This window comes from Haloarcula rara (assembly GCF_029338235.1).
In the GTDB taxonomy this organism is placed as follows: domain Archaea; phylum Halobacteriota; class Halobacteria; order Halobacteriales; family Haloarculaceae; genus Haloarcula; species Haloarcula rara.
Map to the genome: position 1 here is coordinate 552,518 of NZ_CP119785.1, position 16,775 is coordinate 569,292.

The 16,775-nt window shown below is 54.1% G+C and carries 22 protein-coding genes and 1 tRNA gene; 8 read left to right on the forward strand and 15 right to left on the reverse strand.

The features are described 5' to 3' along the window. Positions 1–6 precede the first annotated feature (6 nt). The 6 genes from P1K32_RS02895 (at position 7) to P1K32_RS02920 (ending at position 3,595) form a co-directional block, all read left to right on the forward strand. Entirely contained in the window at positions 7–762 is a 756-nt protein-coding gene (locus P1K32_RS02895) for a hypothetical protein (protein WP_276251221.1), read from the forward strand. 3 nt (positions 763–765) lie between these two features. After that, positions 766–1,194, forward strand: a complete 429-nt coding sequence (locus P1K32_RS02900; RefSeq protein ID WP_276251222.1) for a hypothetical protein — start codon at positions 766–768, stop codon at positions 1,192–1,194. Next, on the forward strand, positions 1,191–1,775 hold the full coding sequence (locus P1K32_RS02905) for a hypothetical protein (RefSeq protein WP_276251223.1): 585 nt from the start codon (positions 1,191–1,193) through the stop codon (positions 1,773–1,775). Before P1K32_RS02900 ends, P1K32_RS02905 begins: the two co-directional genes overlap by 4 nt. Positions 1,776–2,225: 450 nt before the next feature. Further along, positions 2,226–2,906 (forward strand): hypothetical protein, encoded by a 681-nt coding sequence (locus P1K32_RS02910; protein ID WP_276251224.1) that lies wholly within the window; start codon positions 2,226–2,228, stop codon positions 2,904–2,906. 29 nt (positions 2,907–2,935) lie between these two features. Next, complete coding sequence (locus P1K32_RS02915) at positions 2,936–3,073, forward strand: hypothetical protein (RefSeq protein WP_276251225.1); 138 nt, start codon at positions 2,936–2,938, stop codon at positions 3,071–3,073. Continuing rightward, the gene (locus P1K32_RS02920; protein ID WP_276251226.1) at positions 3,074–3,595 is read left to right on the forward strand and encodes a hypothetical protein; all 522 of its coding nucleotides are present in this window, start codon (positions 3,074–3,076) and stop codon (positions 3,593–3,595) included. It begins immediately after the preceding gene. Positions 3,596–3,807: 212 nt separating this feature from the next. On the opposite strand, the gene P1K32_RS02925 is transcribed toward P1K32_RS02920, so the two are convergent. Continuing rightward, positions 3,808–4,074, reverse strand: a complete 267-nt coding sequence (locus P1K32_RS02925; protein ID WP_276251227.1) for a hypothetical protein — start codon at positions 4,072–4,074, stop codon at positions 3,808–3,810. Positions 4,075–4,174: 100 nt separating this feature from the next. On the opposite strand from P1K32_RS02925, the gene P1K32_RS02930 reads away from it, so the two are divergent. Beyond that, positions 4,175–5,047 carry a recombinase family protein gene (locus P1K32_RS02930; RefSeq protein ID WP_276251228.1) on the forward strand — a complete coding sequence of 291 codons (873 nt, stop codon included), beginning with the start codon at positions 4,175–4,177 and terminating at the stop codon, positions 5,045–5,047. Positions 5,048–5,525: 478 nt separating this feature from the next. On the opposite strand, the gene P1K32_RS02935 is transcribed toward P1K32_RS02930, so the two are convergent. The 12 genes from P1K32_RS02935 to P1K32_RS02990 form a co-directional block, all read right to left on the reverse strand. Further along, positions 5,526–7,133 (reverse strand): hypothetical protein, encoded by a 1,608-nt coding sequence (locus P1K32_RS02935; RefSeq protein WP_276251229.1) that lies wholly within the window; start codon positions 7,131–7,133, stop codon positions 5,526–5,528. Continuing rightward, on the reverse strand, positions 7,133–7,663 hold the full coding sequence (locus tag P1K32_RS02940) for a hypothetical protein (protein ID WP_276251230.1): 531 nt from the start codon (positions 7,661–7,663) through the stop codon (positions 7,133–7,135). The genes P1K32_RS02935 and P1K32_RS02940 overlap by 1 nt, the downstream gene beginning before the upstream one ends. Next, a complete protein-coding gene (locus tag P1K32_RS02945) occupies positions 7,626–8,234 on the reverse strand; it encodes a hypothetical protein (RefSeq protein ID WP_276251231.1) in 609 nt (202 codons plus the stop codon). Before P1K32_RS02945 ends, P1K32_RS02940 begins: the two co-directional genes overlap by 38 nt. Beyond that, complete coding sequence (locus tag P1K32_RS02950; RefSeq protein WP_276251232.1) at positions 8,231–9,067, reverse strand: hypothetical protein; 837 nt, start codon at positions 9,065–9,067, stop codon at positions 8,231–8,233. The genes P1K32_RS02945 and P1K32_RS02950 overlap by 4 nt, the downstream gene beginning before the upstream one ends. Beyond that, complete coding sequence (locus P1K32_RS02955; RefSeq protein ID WP_276251233.1) at positions 9,064–10,875, reverse strand: hypothetical protein; 1,812 nt, start codon at positions 10,873–10,875, stop codon at positions 9,064–9,066. Before P1K32_RS02955 ends, P1K32_RS02950 begins: the two co-directional genes overlap by 4 nt. A 2-nt stretch (positions 10,876–10,877) precedes the next feature. Beyond that, a complete protein-coding gene (locus P1K32_RS02960) occupies positions 10,878–11,120 on the reverse strand; it encodes a hypothetical protein (protein WP_276251234.1) in 243 nt (80 codons plus the stop codon). Between the two features lie 59 nt (positions 11,121–11,179). Next, positions 11,180–11,596 (reverse strand): metal-dependent hydrolase, encoded by a 417-nt coding sequence (locus P1K32_RS02965; protein WP_276251235.1) that lies wholly within the window; start codon positions 11,594–11,596, stop codon positions 11,180–11,182. Positions 11,597–11,782: 186 nt separating this feature from the next. Next, the gene (locus P1K32_RS02970) at positions 11,783–12,736 is read right to left on the reverse strand and encodes a transcription initiation factor IIB (RefSeq protein ID WP_276251236.1); all 954 of its coding nucleotides are present in this window, start codon (positions 12,734–12,736) and stop codon (positions 11,783–11,785) included. Between the two features lie 228 nt (positions 12,737–12,964). Next, positions 12,965–13,210 carry a hypothetical protein gene (locus tag P1K32_RS02975; RefSeq protein WP_276251237.1) on the reverse strand — a complete coding sequence of 82 codons (246 nt, stop codon included), beginning with the start codon at positions 13,208–13,210 and terminating at the stop codon, positions 12,965–12,967. A 185-nt stretch (positions 13,211–13,395) separates the two neighbouring features. Beyond that, on the reverse strand, positions 13,396–13,851 hold the full coding sequence (locus tag P1K32_RS02980) for a hypothetical protein (RefSeq protein WP_276251238.1): 456 nt from the start codon (positions 13,849–13,851) through the stop codon (positions 13,396–13,398). Positions 13,852–13,887: 36 nt separating this feature from the next. Next, positions 13,888–15,027, reverse strand: a complete 1,140-nt coding sequence (locus tag P1K32_RS02985) for a tyrosine-type recombinase/integrase (RefSeq protein ID WP_276251239.1) — start codon at positions 15,025–15,027, stop codon at positions 13,888–13,890. A 46-nt stretch (positions 15,028–15,073) separates the two neighbouring features. Beyond that, positions 15,074–15,157, reverse strand: a tRNA-Leu gene (locus P1K32_RS02990). 82 nt (positions 15,158–15,239) lie between these two features. On the opposite strand from P1K32_RS02990, the gene P1K32_RS02995 reads away from it, so the two are divergent. Beyond that, positions 15,240–15,548, forward strand: coding sequence for a cyclin family protein (locus P1K32_RS02995; protein ID WP_276251240.1), 309 nt, complete (start codon positions 15,240–15,242; stop codon positions 15,546–15,548). Positions 15,549–15,557: 9 nt separating this feature from the next. On the opposite strand, the gene P1K32_RS03000 is transcribed toward P1K32_RS02995, so the two are convergent. Together P1K32_RS03000 and P1K32_RS03005 are read right to left on the reverse strand one after the other, a co-directional pair. Then, positions 15,558–16,046 (reverse strand): phosphopantetheine adenylyltransferase, encoded by a 489-nt coding sequence (locus P1K32_RS03000; protein WP_276251241.1) that lies wholly within the window; start codon positions 16,044–16,046, stop codon positions 15,558–15,560. Between the two features lie 92 nt (positions 16,047–16,138). Continuing rightward, positions 16,139–16,636 (reverse strand): helix-turn-helix domain-containing protein, encoded by a 498-nt coding sequence (locus P1K32_RS03005; RefSeq protein ID WP_276251242.1) that lies wholly within the window; start codon positions 16,634–16,636, stop codon positions 16,139–16,141. Positions 16,637–16,775: the final 139 nt, after the last annotated feature.

The window sequence follows — 16,775 nt, forward strand, 5'->3', positions numbered from 1 at the left end:
GTATGTATGAAAGTAGTCATAATGGCAATGCTCGTGGTGTTCTCCGGTGGAATTCCAGGAGCATCAGTCGCAGCGGATGTTGGTGACGGAATCGGGAACTTCGTCAACGGGATTGGTGACGGTGTCGGAAACGTGATTGAATCCAGTGGTATCGGTGGCGTCGTCGAAGGAGTCAATAAAGCCGGCAAAGCACTCGGGAACGCCATCGAGTCAGTCCGTGAATCACCTGGAGATGGACCACTCGTGGCTGGTGATGGCGATTTCACAGAAGAGAAACAACTGAGTAACGAATCGCTCAACAATATCAAGCAGAACCTCAACTCCAACGAGGACCTCTGGGTGGCCGAAGGGAAGTCGGTTCTCCGGGGGAACATCACCGAGAACAAAGTGATCAATATCGTCGTCATCGAGCCTGACGGGGACAAAGGCGTGATGATCGGGGCCAACTACACGGCCCGGATGAACTACGATAATGTCTCGGTCGAGGACGGAGAGGCGACCCTCGAAGGAGACGTGATGACGCTGGAGAACGGAACCAGCGAGAACGCCGATTTGACTGTCTATCCGAAGGTCGAGGACATCGAGTACTTCAATGAATACTACGGTGACATCGCCACCCAGAAGGCCGACGCGACCACCGGCAGCGAGCTCTGGGAACGAGTCTCCAACACGCGGGTCTCGCCCGACGAGAAAGGGAAGGCGCTCAAGCAGACCTACGAGGACGAGCTGATCAATCTGGTCATCGGTGGACTCGCGAGGTAAACGATGGGTCGCGAATACCGACACAGACAACGAGTCAAGCGGTTTAACCAAATTGTCCCACTGCTCACACTCGGTGTTCTCGTCGCCGTCGTTAGCCAACTCAACGTCTTCCAGACGGCTCGTTTCGCACTGGGCTCACTAATCGGACTGGTCCTAGTCGGAAGTGTCTCCTACTACACCTGGCGAGAAGGCGAGGGCGACCTGTTGTGGGATTACCTCCTCGGGTCGATCTCCGTCTACCTCGCAGGACTGGGCGTCGGAGGACTCCACGTATTCGACTTCATCGTAACCTCGATGGAAACGTTCGTGGTGGTCGCTGGCCTCGGTGGCCTCACTCTATTCCTGTACTTCGCTGACCAGTACTTCAAGGATCGAATCGGGATAGCGTTCGCAACGATACTGGGACTGGGAATCGGAGTGTTCGTCTTGTGACGACGGATCTACGAGAGAAGGCGTTGAGTGCGGCGCTCATCCCGATTATCATGACCACGTTCCTCGGAGGTGACCTCGGAGTGAAGATTATCCTCGACGCCATTGGCCTTCCGAATGAGGCATGGGTGAAGACGGTCTATACTATGTGGACACCCAGTGATTTCCCTGCCTATCTGTTCAAGTTCGGTGTCATCGCCTCAACCATAACCTTCCTGGCGGCGTTCGCCAAACTCCTCCTCCCGGATCAACTTATAGAGAACCTCAAACTCACGGAGGGAGTCAAATCACTCAGTCAGGCCGATGGAACCATCATCGTCACGTGGGTCCTCATCTCAATCCCCATCGCCTACATAATCGACTACCCACTCACGTTGGTTGCCGTGGCCCAACTCGTCCTATTTGTCGGAATGCAGGTGTTCTACATCAGTCTCCCAAGTATCCTTCACGATTGGTTCACCGTCCCCGACAAGACCCAGAGTGTCTTCACTTCACTGTGGATTATCGTTCTGGCGTTCACCCTCGCGTTACTGGGCACACACGCCTTCTTGTTCCCGATCCGTGTCCTGCAGTTCTATTTCTGATTTGGTATTTATTTCGACCTAACGGGTAGTGTAAGGTGTAATCGGAGTGTAGGAGGTGACAAAACATGGCTGACAAAACAAAGCGCGACTGCGAGAAGAGCGACGATCACTACTGGGTCGACGGTGAGGAGGTTTCCTCCCACTGTCGCAACAAGGGGAACTGAACGATGGACAAGCAAGAATGTCGACATCGAGGTGGTGAATGGGAACCTGCCCACGAACGACCCGATGGATCACGGAGACCGGGGACTTGTTCCCTTGAGGAATGAGTCGCCTCCGGGATTGCGAAGACAAGTGTGTAATCGAATCGGACTGCCGAAAAGAAGCGGAAGACTGCATGGAAGACTGCATCAACAATGGCTGACATGGACGAACGCGAGTGTAAGAGATCGGACGATCACTACTGGGTTGACAGTGACGAGATAGCCTCACACTGTCGAGAAAAGTAGGATGAACCTCACCAAACCGGTCTCGGCACCGTTCGAACACAGTCGACTGGACTGGGTGATTGGTGTCGGGTTGGTTTGGGTCTACCTGAGTGCAGCGGCCTTCGTGGTTCTGGACTACTCCTTCACGGCGTTGGGATTCGGAACTGCGCTTGCTCACCTCGCTATCCCGACCTTCATCGTGGTCGGTGTCATCCACGAGTTCTTCGGTCACAAAGTCGTCGCCGAGTTTCTCGGTTATGAAGCCGAATTCGTCGCGTTGAGACAGACGCTACGACTATCACTCGCGTCGATCGGCGTAGTGATCGTGATGGTTCTCGTGGATGGATTCACCAGTGTCTCGTTGCCCTCGTGGATACTCCTATTCACGGCGGCGTCTCCGGGAGCGGTGATAGTGGGTGGGAGATATGAGAAGGCATCTCCCACGATCTCATTGGTTGCACCAGTGCTCAACTTCCTCACGGGAGCTGGGCTCTGGTACGTTGGTACCACGTCACCGTCTCCGACGATGGACTTCATGACTGCGGCTCCCGGATGGGTACTCACCCTGAGTCTCCTCTTCGGGTTCATGAACTCCATCCCGCTCTGGAACTTCGACGGTGCGAAGGCCTGGCGAGGGTCGATTCTGCACAAGACGACAGTAGTGATCACACTGATCGGGTCCGGCTGGATCCTGATCTCTTAGGTGAAACAATGACAACAACCTGCAAACTGATGAAAGACGGCGACAAGGTTGCCGAAGCAGATGGCAACGCCGCCAACGGTAGCGCGGCAGTCGAGAAGAATAGTGCGGTGATGCAACTCACCAGCGACATGGATAGTGGAGCCGACTACACAATCAGGTGCGAATAGATGAGTCGACTCGAAGGTGCATCGGTTGACGACTGTGAGCGACTCCGTGATGACGTCGGTGCTATGCGATCGGAGATCCGTGAATCGGAAGACTACGATCACGAGCTTCTGGTCGCGGCGACGAAGTCACACGAATTCCTCATGAGTGCCTGTGGTCTCGGGTACTATCCAACCGAAGATGGAGAGTACACCACAGACAAACCAGAAGAAATCCACTCGACCATCGACGAGATGGAAGATAGCATCGTGGAGACGATCCCCGATGCTCTCGTTCGAGATGACATCTCCTTCAACGAGGAAGCGGCCCTCGAAAACAAGAAGCGGATCGCGGTGAGTCAGGCCGCCGATGCAAAAGAATCACTCAACGAGGTGACTGACGAAGAACTCGACACAACTGAACGGAATCCCAAGGGACCAGAGACCATCGTCTGTAAGTACTCTGACCCCGACAAGAAGCGCGAGTGTATCGAACGCCGAACGAACAACTACGACGACGTCAACTGGACTGGCGTCACCAACTAACACCATGAGCGACTACGATACCACCAAGTGGCAGAACATCAAGTGCAAAGCATCGAAGAAAGACACCGAGGCCTGTATGCAGGAGATGGAAGAGAAGAATCAGGAGTGAATTTATAACGAGCCGATTGGTCCGTTGTTCTCTTTGGGCTTACGCCTATACCCCGCGAGGTAGCCGAACCGTAGAAGCTTTCTTCCTTTCGTTGCCGACCGACTCACTGGCGTTCTGCAGGTAATCGGCAGTGGATTTGGTGGTCTTCCACTGTACAGTCGACTGTCTCCTCGAAATTCCAGGCACTTCGGGTTGGAGAGACACCGGTGAGTCCCACGGAGACCTCTTCGTCGATTTTCACCTGGTCTACGTCACCGAGATAGTACGGATCGTCATCTGGGCGACTCGGAGAATGCAGTTCACAGGAGAGGTGCTTCTTCTGCCCGAGGAAAATCGCTTTCTTGTCACACCCGATCTTGTCTACGTCCATACCGAACCATACGGGCTACGTCGAAGTAAACGATCCTTGGAATCTAGTTACGGGGGCGTAACTACTTTGGATAAGTCTAGTTGTAGCGTAGTCTTCTAGTATGAACGTGGTCGGCTACGGTCGAGTGAGCACAGACGACGATGGACAGGAAAGTAGCCTTCCCAATCAACAAGGTACAGTCAAGCAATTCTGTGATGAGACGGACGAAAAAGAATACGGTGGTACTCACGATTTCTGTGGATGGTACGAAGAAGAGGTCTCTGGATCAGTGCGACCTGTTGAACGAGACCAGTTCTCTGAGTTAGTTGAACATCTCAACGAAGACAAATCGATAGATGCGATCGTCGTCAAGAACTTCAAACGACTCGGCCGTGACCCAATTGATCAGATCACGATCAAACGAGACCTGGAACTTCATCACGTCGGTCGAGAGATAGAGATACTCCAGGCGTCTCCGTGGGAAGGAGACCGACGTTCGTTGATGGACCCGCGAACCAAGAACATCCTCAAATCGAATGATCCCCGTGGTGAGTTGAATCGGGCGATGGTTTTCATCATGAACGGAATTATGGCACAGAACGATATCATCCAATCTTCAGAAGATACACGGGAAGGATTAAAATCGAAGAAGGAACGAGGTGAACATATCGGGAATACGCCGTGGGGTATCACAACGGACAAAGTCTACTACGAAGACGAGACACAATCGAAATATCGGCTTCCCGGAGAGAAGTTCCACGTGGCGATCGAGGTACTCAATCGGCAGTCCCAATTGGGAGACCCAAATGAGAAAGGTACAGCTGATGGACTCTGGTCTTATGCCGACGGCAAAGGGATGGGATCACCGTCGTCAACGATCAAACGGATGTGGGAGAACAGAGACGACTACCGGAAGGCACTAGAAAATGCGCAACGAGACGAGTTCGCCGATGACTTCACCGTTGACGATATCGAACTCGAATTCTTTGATTGAATAGTTGGACACGGGGTTCTGTACCCTTCGTCGACGGACTTCTCAAGCTCTCTCCAGTGGGGTGTTTCGCCGGGGTATAGGGCTAACGACTTCTACACCGAATCATCTAACTTCTCATTATAAATTCGATTCTGTAGTAATGGATCCATCACCCTGGGGAAGTCACTTGATGGAGTAACGGAGTACAGGTTGGGGTTGGGGCGGTATCGCGTACCGTCGCCCCGGCGCTGGGCCCTGAAAAGTACTTCTTGACTTGAAGAAGTAGTTCAACCCCCTGATACGGGCGGTTACGGGGGTAGTAGGAGTACTTCTTCTACTTCTAAAGAGGTAGTAGAGGAGTTGAAGTACTTCTAAAGAAGTAGTTCGGGAGTTCAATGGGTTCGGAAGAGTTCGTCACTCCTTCAGGTACGCTCGTTAGTACAAATACCCACCGTACCGCATACCCCGGCCCTTCCAATCGCGCGAGAAGGGGTCGGTACTATGGACTCGGGTAAAGTTTCTCACCCTGTAGTTCGAACCGATCAGGCCAGTTCGCCTCATGTGTACTATCCTCGAAGTAGGTCTCGTTCGGTGCCATCCCCAAGACCGGGATGATTCGGACATCGGGTTCCTCGTTCGGAGAGGCTCTATCTTCCAACTTGACACCATTGAGGTCATGGTCTGCTTCGAGGCAGAACTCATGGAATTTCTTCAAGTTACGGAAGGTGGCATCAGCTGACGGCTCGTTCTGCATCCGAAGCCGATACTCTCGTAGGAAGTCTTTCCACTCCATCCCGTCAGGGTCGGTGCTGATCGGTCCCTCGATTTCGAGTTCATCCTCAATAGCCTGGACTGGATTACTCAGGTCATCGAACGTTCGAGTCTCCTCGGAAGATTGGGTCTCCGACGTCTCCTGGGTCGGAGACCCATCCTCAGTGGATTCATCGTCGGAAGACCGAGGTTCAGTCCCTTCGAGGAGATCTTCCTTCATGTAGTGGGCGAGGTGAATCAGACCACGGACAGACTTCTCTAGTTCCTCAACTTGGTTCGGATACGACATCTCCTGAGCCTGTCGCTTGGGGTTCCCTTCTATCAGCGGTTCCAGGTTAGTCGTCGTCAACGCCCATCGCTTCGCGTCGATACGATTCTGGATTATGTTCTTCTTCTTAGTGGGGTGGTATTCTTCGGGGAGGTCGTTGTCTTTGACCATGGGGGAGATGACCCACCAGTTACTCACGGAGACGAAACATTTGGAGGAGAGACTCTTCAGTACCGTCCAGAAGTCATTGAGTGAGCGTTGGAGTTCCTGAAGTTCCTCACGGATGGACTTGATGTACTCGGTCTTCTCGTCCTCGTAGAGCTCAACTCCGTACTCTTGCTCTTCTTCGAGTTCTTTGGCATACTCGAAGCGGAGATCGTAGACCTCAGTGAGAGTCTCCATAATGTCCTTGATGTACTCGAAGAGACCGATGATATCGTCCTCGTTCTTGTGACCGAACCAGTCCCTCGGATCGGTACTTGTCTGGTTGAAAGTAGTCGCCTCCCAGAGACTACGTTCACGTAACTTCTCCATCTCCCAATCGTAGACCCACTCGTGACCACCGTCGGCCATCGCTTCTGGGTTGGAGAACCGTGACTGGGTAAGTCGACGACGCTTGGGACTAGATTTCGAGGTCTCCGTGGCCCAACCCTTCTTCTCGTATGTCCGTGTCGCCTTCTTGATTGTCTCGTAGTTCTCGTTCGTCAGGTCTTCGACGTCGTCATTAGTCCAATCATCGGCACCGGGTCCGTATCCCCACTCCTTCTCTATTTCGACGAAGATACCCTGTTGCTTCGGGGAGAACTCGTTCTCGAAACTCGGGTCAATCTCCGAGTTGGATTTCTCCACCTTCTCGTCCTCACCGTTGTGAGGGACTTGGGAGAGGAACGGTTGGAAGTTATCCGGAATACTTCCATCGTAGTATGAGGAGGGACGGATCTTCTGTTCCCATGGGTTCGACTCTTGCCAGAAGTCGATGAGTATCGTGGCGAACTTGTCGTTATACGGGTAGAGCGGAGCGACCTCACTCTCATCGGGCATATCTTCCACCGTAACTGTTTGCGCCATCAGAAGTACACCTCCTTGATGCCGGGCAAGAGAACACCGAACAACGCCGGGAGTGAGAGAAAGAGGATGAGTTCCGGCCAGACACCCAGGGAGAATCGGAGTATCTCGTAACCGACGCTTAACGACCCGACGATCGTCCCCATCAGGAAAACATAGACAAGCGTATCATAGTCGTCGAACCACTCACCGAAGGACTCGTACCTGACTGTCTGGATCTCGGTCTCCGTGATCCGTTCCGGTTGAGGGTGATATTGGGCAGTCACGTACCAGTGGTCGGCTTTGTTCTGTTGTTCAGTCCGTTCGACGTCGACGATGCCTTTCTCCTTGAGCTCGTTAAGATACTTGGAGATAGCTCCTCTGTTGTTGAGGTCGTTATCGCCTTCCAAGATCTCCCGTTGAGTCGCGTACTCGCGTTCGCACAGTTCCCGCCAGAGTGCCTTCCGTGGTTTACTGTCGTTAACCAGTTGCCCGACTCGGTAGTCGGCAGATGGTTCACGCGAGCTCCGGCTCTCTCGCTTTTGTGAAGGCATTCAACCACCTCCGTTCCTGGAATCCGTCGTCGTGGTCATCGATTCGAGGGACAATCATCCGGTCTTGGTGACCGAGATGGCGTTGCTCCAACTCGTCCGGTCGGCGACGGAGTTGTGCTTCGGCTTCCATCGGAAGTTTCGTCTCGTAACGACAGTAGAACCGATGAATCCGGTCGAGAATTAGATGACTTCCGTACTCCGGTCGATCCGTTACGATGTATCCTTCTTCCACTCCGTCCGGAACGAGGTCAGCTAGGAAGAACGAGTCTCGGTTATTCCCGGATTCGACGAGGAACATCGGCGTTCCTAGTGCCCCATCGATTCGTTCACTGTAGTACTCGACACCACCACCGACGTTCTGTCTCCGCTCCGAGAGCTGACCGTCTTTCACCGTGAGTGTGCCCCTCTCCTCATAGGGTTTCGCCGGGTGTTCCATCTTCCCGACGACTCTCTGGATGTAGGAGACGTCCGGGAGCGCTCTGATGACGTAGTAGAGGTGATCGAGGATTCCGTATTGTTTGATCTGCTTACAGAGTGGACAGTCCGACGCGGTGAGGACGTTCACCTTCATTGGTTGAACAGCCCCTTGATTCGGTCGAGGAGACCTCGGTCGTTAGGGCTTCTGTGTCCCGTCCGATGGCTCTTCTCGACACGAGCTGCCTCTTGTTTCTTGTCGATGATCGGTCGAGCAATGATACCAACTATGAGTGCGACAACGACGCCAGTCCCGGTCATTCCGAGGTTACCGAGGTTCGACTGTTGAATCGTCGACTGAAGTTTCTGAGATTCCCAGCGACTGTACGCAGCGATTCCACCCTGGTCGTTGAGTTCTTCTGCGACTGCTTTCAATTCGCCCTCGGTCCGAGCTTTGAACGTGCTATTCATTCCCGGTTCGGAGTAGTGGAGATCGAATTTGTAGGTCGGAAATCCCTTTGATGTCCTCGCTTCTTGGTACGTGACTTCGCAGTACTCTTTCTCGCCGTCGTTGTTGAGGTCGAACCCTTCGGCGCCGACGGCTGCGGGATTACATCGCTGGAAGAGGATCGCGTTGTTAGACTGTAGACTCGTGTTTATCGAGTCTTCTTCGTTTCTCAGGATGAGGGTCTTCGGTTCTCCGTCTCCGGAGTCGGGGTCCTCACCCCAGATGAATCCCATCTCTTCTGCGAGGCCACGGACACTCTGTGTATTGTTGACCTCATATCGGAGAGTTGCGATTTCACCCGTGAGTTCAGTATTATTCTGTTCTAACTCGTTGTTCGACTCTTGAGCCGACTCCAGCCGATCGCAGAGGTCTTGGAGACTTGCGTTAGTAGCGTTCCCCGTACATTCGTCGGGCGTCTCCTGCGCCGCTCCAACGCCTGTGAGGAAGAGTAGGCAGGCGAGGAGTAGGAGTGCCCGTTTCATGCTGGGCCTCCGTTCTTGACCTGCTCAGGATTGTCCAGTTGCCGCTTCAGGTTCTTTGCGGCTTTGGGGAGCTCGTCATCATCGGTATTCCGGAATTCCCGGATGAAGTCGACATGGTCGTACTCGTAGTCGTCTTCGGAGAGTCGAGTATGGTCGATTTCGTCGGAGACCCAGAACTCCCGAATCTTCTCCACTTTCTCAATCCGTTCCTGCTCTTTCTCGGACTTGGCCTCTTCCTCGGTAACGTGGGTACTGGACCCATTCCCAGAGGCAAGGGCTTTCTCTGCCTCACCAACCCGGTCATCGAGTATCGCTCTCTTCTGCTTTTCTCGGTGAAGTTCTTTCCCGAGAATCTCTTTCTGGTCGTTCTGGACGTGTTGTGTATGTTCGTTTGCGGCTTGCCCTTCGAGCGCTGTCCGTTCGTTCTGTCGCGCTTGTTCGAGTCGGTTTTTGAGGTTTTTGTTTTCTTTTTTAAGTAGATCGATTTTTTGGTTGAGGTCTGTTATGTGCTCTTGTTGTTCCTCGAAGTGATGATTAAGTTGATTAAACTTTCTCTCCAGATCATTGGCTTTGTTTTTGAGGACTTGTCGTTTCTCGAATCCACTATGGTGCCCACGAAGTGGAACCGGATTCCCATTGATATCGATGCCACAATCGATACTGACTTTCACATAATCGGTATCGGGTGAAACTGTCTTCCTCCGAAGTTCCTCTGCATCACCGAGGTGACCATGAATAAGGGCATTTTTGCTTGGTTCAAATTCGGGGTGTCCCGTATGTTGGAATTCGATTTTTTGGTTAATTGCCTCGTCGGGGTTCTCCCAAGGGAAATACCCCTCAATCTTTCTGATGTCGTCAAGATCCATTTGATCGGGAACAGAACCCTTCATACTCTCAATCGTCTGCTTTTCATATCCACCAACAGGAAGTGGTATATCTCCGAGAGTGTCGTGGGCGTACCAAGTGAAACCCATCGCGTAGAACGACACATTTCCAGCTTTATCCTGGTTCTCGCAGGCTGGAATGTTAATTTCCCACACTACATCTGGATCGGCTTTACCTGAAACGGGTATTACGCTAGAGGCGTTCTGATATCCTTCGACCGTGGCTTCAAGATCTTCTATACGTTCGTCTTTCCTCTCTGCTTTACTCTTCCAGTGCTTCTTCTGACTCCGTAGATCTTCTTTTTCACTTTTGATCTTCATTTTCTCATCCCAATGCTCCTCGATTCTGTCGCTGAATCCTTCTTCAGTCATAATTTCTGTGTCATCGGTTGATACCGCAGTTTCGACAGAGAGTTCCTCTTTTGCCGAATTAGAAGGCTTAAGATCGTCGCCGTATCCCCGAGCATGGGCCGTTATCCCGATTCCAAGTTTCGAAAAGAACCATTCTACCTTTGGACCAAAGGCAGGCCCCAATGTTGGGAAATATCCCTTGAGTCGGACTTTCTTGTGGAAATTCCACCAGACAGGAATTCCACCGAGAAAACCGAGGACAGCTCCTATTCCAGTGACAATCCCAATGAATCCACCATAGAGGAAGTACTCAACTCCGGCCCCGGCGACGGTGACGAGAGACATAATAGCCAAGCCCATGACGAGTGCTCCGGTCTCACCCATCCGATAACAGAAATTACAGAAGTCACCATCAAACTCTGATGCCGGACCATAGTTGTCCGGCATTGCCTCATTGAGTTCTTCCTGTGTTTTTGCCTCGTAAATAGCCCTCTCGTCCTCCGTGAGTTCTTCACCTTTCTCTTCATACTTCTCATGAATTTCACCACGAAGGTTGACATCACAAGCTGGCATGATTAGTAGAGGTCGCTCTCTTTGACCAGAGTCGTCTCTATCCCTTTCATGATATCCAGCGCCGACTCAGGTTCTAACTGGATTCCACCGTTCCGACTCGGCGTGGTCTCGTCAACGAATGGCTGGAGCCGAATGTACTCTAACTCCTCCTGTGTTTCGTCGGTGAACTCGCCTGAAACGACGATGTATTTCTCATTCCCAGACCCACTCCGTTCTGTCCGGCCGTATTCTTTGAAACGTGACACTCCGGTAACACCAAATTAGACTACCCGGCTACCGGACTTATACGGAAACTCCAATTGGACTACGCAAGAAAGAGTGCAACGAGGATAATCTCCGAACCAGACATCGCTACAGTCACCATTCGTGCTCGGTCGTCGTCAACGGTGACACCGCCTTTGGACTGGTACTCGGACTTCGACACCGGGTAGAAGAAGGCAATACCACGACGGGAACAGAGTGCGTCTAAGAGGTAGTGTGAGGCGACTCCAATTGGGAAGTAGACAAACAACGGATAGACGACGGCTCCGATACAGAAGAACAAGAGGAGGAATCCGTTGTGGAAGGTCTTCCGATGCGTTCCAACGTGGGTATCGAGGTCTGGAAAGAGTGCACCAGCAATTCCGAGTGGGACTGCAACCAAGAGATTAAGCGGCGAAATCAGAAATGCAATTGCACCGGCGACGAGCGCTCCGTTGATAACGTGGTCAATTGGGTTCATTGAGGTGCTCTATGGCTTTGTTCCAGGTGTCGAAGTCTGCCCCACAGTCACACTGGTATGAGAACAGTTCATCCGAGAGATCCGGGTGTTCCTTGTCTTTGGACCATCGTTGGACGGCCTGTCCATTTTCATACTCCCACCGCGACTTCTGCATCACCGGTTCTCTCGCGATGATTCCGTGACGAGTCATCGGTTCTCCTTGATCTTCGCGTAGGTCTTCCGGATGCTGACGACACTGACCTCAAAGATCTCGGCCAGGTCATCCTGCGTAATCGAGTCGATTCCTAGCTTTGTTGCGACAAAGTAAACCGCTCCACCGACAACGACGAGTGGTCTCCGGCCTGTGTGTATGCCCTTCTGCTTGGCGAACTCGAGAATCCGCTCGGTGAGGGTGTGGAACTCTTGATAGTCGATACCGGCTTTGGCAATCCGTCGTCGGAGATATTTGAGTTTCGGATGGATATGGTCAACGGGATCAGGTGGCGGGACTTCCAGATTGAGCTGTCGGCGGAGGTACTTCATCGCACTGGAGAGTCGCTTTTGTTCGATACGAGAGACCTCATCGACTTGGCTGATGAGAAGGGGATTCTCACCGATACGCGAGTGGATAACCAACGCCGCCGATGCGATCCCTTCGAATGACCGGCCCTTGAGGAGGTCTTCGTCAGAGGCTCGACGACAGAGTTTCGCGGCACCCTCATGGATATGGTCGGGGACATCCAGTTCCGACGTCATCCGTTGGAGTTCACCCAACATCTGCTGGAGTCCTCGTTCCTTCGAGGACCCCATATTCACCCGGGTGTCCCATTCTTTCATCCGTTCGAGCCGTTCCTTCTTTTCGGCGCCCATATCTTTTGTAGAGATGTTGCCGATGACGGTGGAGAGTCCCTTGTCGTGTAACGTCTGGGTCGAGGCTCTACCGACACGAGACTTCGTATCCTCTTCCTGAGCGCTGTACGCTCGCCACTCGGGACCGGGATCGATCTTGTCGTCTTTCGTGACGAGACCACACTCGTCACAGTACGTCTCCGAGGATGTGTTAACAAGCGTCCCGTCGCACTCTGGGCATTCGGAAATAAGGTCGGCATCATTAGTCTCTTCGGTCGATTCAGCTGTCGCTGTCCGTTGGTTCTCTTTCATGGCTGACATCGGCGTGTTAGAAGTCGACTTGTCGGTACGCAGTCTCGGGGATGCAGTTACTCATCGCCCATCACTCCGAATTCTTCGAGAATCGCTTCACGCCAGGTCCGGTCGCCCTTGACCTCTTTCAGTCGCTGATGCTCCTCGTCTTCGAATCTCTCATTAAGCTGCTTCACTGGTTACTACCCCTACATACCTACTTAGTAGCCTACTAACTTATCCGTTTCCCTACATATCTTTCGGGCGCTTTGTTCGCTCGTATTCTAGGTTGGATTCTTTGATCTTCTTCGCCAGTTCTATCTGGTCATTTTCGACGAGAATCCCATAGGCCTGAATCGTGTGATCACGGCTACACGGCTGGATATCCTTCCAATCTGCGTTGAGTCGACCGGCGAGTGTCGGCTCCGTGTCTTCGATGGTGAAAGTGGCGCTATCGATCTCGTCGGGAGTCAGTCGAAACAGTCGGAATCCCATGCATTGTCTAGGATTCCTGTCAATTTAACAATACTGGTCAAAGTAGTTACGGGGGCGTAACTAGATTTATAATCTGCAACGTGGTGACTCGGTTCGAGTTGGGTTAGCCCTATACCCCGTGATATTTCGGGACTGCTCGGACCTGTTGAGGGAGTAGAGAAGGGTTGTGAGAAGGGGAATCTTAGTTACTCAGTCACCAGTCGACGCTCTTTGACTCCGTCACCAGTGCCGACCTCAGTAGCGAGTCCTTCTTTGTCTAATATTCGCGTCACTTTCTTGATCGTATTGTAACAACCTGATCCATCCGTGACCTCCATGACCTCGTCGTTGGTCCAGGTCTCCGCGTCTGGTCCTACTCCCCATCGGTCCTGGATGTCTTGGTAGATCTCTCGTTGATATGATTCCAGTAATCCAAGTTTCACCTTTCTGGCGGCCTCTCGGTGTTCTGGGTTCGACTCGTCTGCTCCATCGACGATCTCGATATCGTGAGGAGAAATCACTGTAGCGACTCCGTCTTCGTATTCGACACAATAGACGGGGATATCGAATACGTGACGAAGCATTTCCTCAATAGCTTCTTCTGGTGAGTCATCGTCTCGTGGAGAGACCTCTATCTCACTTCGGTAGAGCGTTTGGGACATACAATATCGAATACGGTTTAGACCGACGTAAGGCGATTATCCCATACGGTCGAGGGCCTCTCGTCGGTCTTCCACAGGAGTCTGGTCGTATTTCATCGTCGTGTGACTCGATTTGTGTCGCAACTGGCTCTGCGCTGCGGCCAATCCTTCTTCCCGAGTCATGTACGTCCCGACGGAGTGACGGATGGAGTACCAACTCATCTGGCGATTCTCCACCGGGATCCCGGCCTCACCACAGAGTCGTTTGAGGAGACGGGAGAGTGATTTGCTGGCGTAGGGATTGCCGTGTGTGGTGAGCCAGAGTGCATCCGTGTCCTCGTATCGGTCGTAGTGCTCTCGTTCGGCGAGCCAGCGATCGAGTGCGTTGGCCGTTCGGTCTGTGAGGGAGACGGTCCAGTTCTCTTTATTCTTACTCGATTCCTCCCGTGGAATCCGGAGGACTCCGTTGTTGATATCGACCCAGGTGGTCTTTGCGCGACCTACTTCGATGGGACGGAGACCAGCATCGAGTGAAGTCCAGACCATACTGGTGATCTTCCACCCGTCGACTTTCTCCCAATCCTCTCGTGATGGGTTCCGAGTATCGGTGACGCGAGCGACGTAGGATTTCCATCGTGCTCGGTCGTCGGCATCGAGGTACTCGTAGGATGGGATGGAGCCGTGGTCGAGTGCCGCTTGGCGAATCTTCCGTCGTTCGTCGACAGTGAGGAAGTCTCTCGGTGCGTTACTCCCGGAGGATTGGAAGGAGAACTCCGGCTCCCACTCACTATGTCCATACTTGTGTTGGAGCCAGCGATAATAGCGACGGAGCATCTCCTCGACTTTCCCTTTCGTCGCCTGCGCCATATCGTTGTAGGCGGTCTCCTGGAGGTACGCATCCGCGTGGTCTCTGGTGGGTGGGACAGTGTAGGTCTCCTCGGTCTCCCAGACCCATCTATCGAATGCCGCTGCGCGATAGCCGGACTCGAAGACGGTGTAGGGTGAGTAGCCTTGTGCGCTCTCCGGATCTTTCCCGAGGTGGTAGAGCCAGTTGAGGAATGACTCGCGATAGGAGCGGTAATCGACTCGTTGTTTTTCGGAGAGCTGGGCATCGTTGTCTCCTGGTATGAGAACGATGTTGCGCTCGAAATCGACACCTAAGATATTGTCGTTGCTTTCTGGGTCGGGTGGTGACATGGGCTGTGGGGCAGCCCGGAATCGCAAGACGGCAGAGGGTTTGACATGCGCGGGACCGGATTTGAACCGGCGGACCCCTACGGGATAGCGTCCTAAGCGCTACGCCTTTTCCTGGCTTGGCTACCCGCGCGCACTCCCTCGTATCCGGGAGTGGTCTAAAAACCCGTCGCTTGCGGGCGAGTGTTTACAGTCCCTGGGACCCATCTCCGGGTATGTACCGCGCGAGCGACCGAATCGAACAGGACGAGTGGCTGGGCGAGATTGAGGCCACGGCGGAGACACTGGACCTGGGGACGCAGGCGCGCTCGCACGCGGTGGACCTGTTTCTCTCTACGCTGCCCGACGAGGAGCGCTCCAAGCGAGCGTCGATGGCGGCGAGCATCTACGTCGGCGCGCTGGTCGCAGGCGAGGAGCGCTCGCAGACGGCCGTCGCCGACGCCGCCGGGGTCTCGCGGCTGACGATACAAAAGCGCTGGAAGGACCTCGTCGAACGCGTCGGGCTGGACGCGCCGGACTGGTAGCCGGTAAAACTACGTTGGCTTCTCGCGACCGTCGCGCTCGGGGGTGAGGGTGCCGTGTTCGTCGATTTCGCCGTTGACGATACGCGTCGAGGAGATGATGTCGCCGTCGTCGGCCAGCACGTGGGGAACGACTTCCAGCTCCAGCGGGTCGAGGCCGCGGTCGCGGCGGATTTCATTGATGCGTTTGCCGCCGGTCTCTGTCTCGGGCGAGACGACGAGCACGTCGAACTGCGGTTCGGTCGCGATGCCGGTCGGTTCGGCCAGTTCGCGGATGTCCCACGACCGGTTCTGGCTCTCGGCCAGCCGCTCCAGTTCGGCCGAGAGGTCGGCGCGGCGCTTTGCGAACGAGCGGACGTGGCGCTCGTCGTGTCGGGTGTTCGGCGCGAGCTCGTCGCTGGTGAGTCCCACAGTCACGTCGCCGAGTTCGAACGCGCGCTCGAACAGCGCCCGGTGTCCGTCGTGGACGGGGTCGAACGTACCCCCCAGCGCCACATTCATACCCGCGCTAAAGGCGGCGCCTGATTTAGTGGTGTCGTCTCACGCAACTCGCGGTAGCGCGTCACACGAGGCCGTCGGTGGCCGGTACTCGGCTACTCGTCGTCGTCGGTCGCGTCTTCGACCGAGATGGTGACCGGCTCGTCCGCACCCTCATCCGGTCCGACGTCCCCGAGATGTGCGTCCAGGTTGAACACCGTGTTCAGCTCGGCCTGGACGTCGCCCACGATGGTCTCGACGAGTTCGCTGGGCGCGATAGCGCTGTACTCGTAGGGGTTGTTGCCGGCGCCGTCGCTCTCGCGTTTCTCCCGGGTCACCTTCCCTTCCTCGTGGAGCGCGGCCAGGGCCTCCCGGACCGTACTGGGGTACAGTCCCGTCGCATCGGCGATCTCGTCGCTCGTGCTGCCCGGATGCTGACGGAGGCTCACGTAGATACGCGCTCGGGTCTCCGTGTCGAGTACCCAGGCGAGCATCTCCACGATGCCCTCGTCGAACTGCTCGACCGCGCGGTCGGCCTCCTCTTCCAGCCGATTCCGTACGTCCTCCGCGTCCTCGAGTGGGTCGTCGTCGTCCTTCGGGTCGTCTGCGGACATATGTTGTCTCTGTGGGGACGAAAGTGACTGGCAAATAAAAACCTTGGCTCGGACCGACCGCAGGACGTCACGTCCCCGAGCGGCGCGGCCGTTCCCGTCACCAGCATATAAATTAACTCACGCCATGCAGATTTAAATA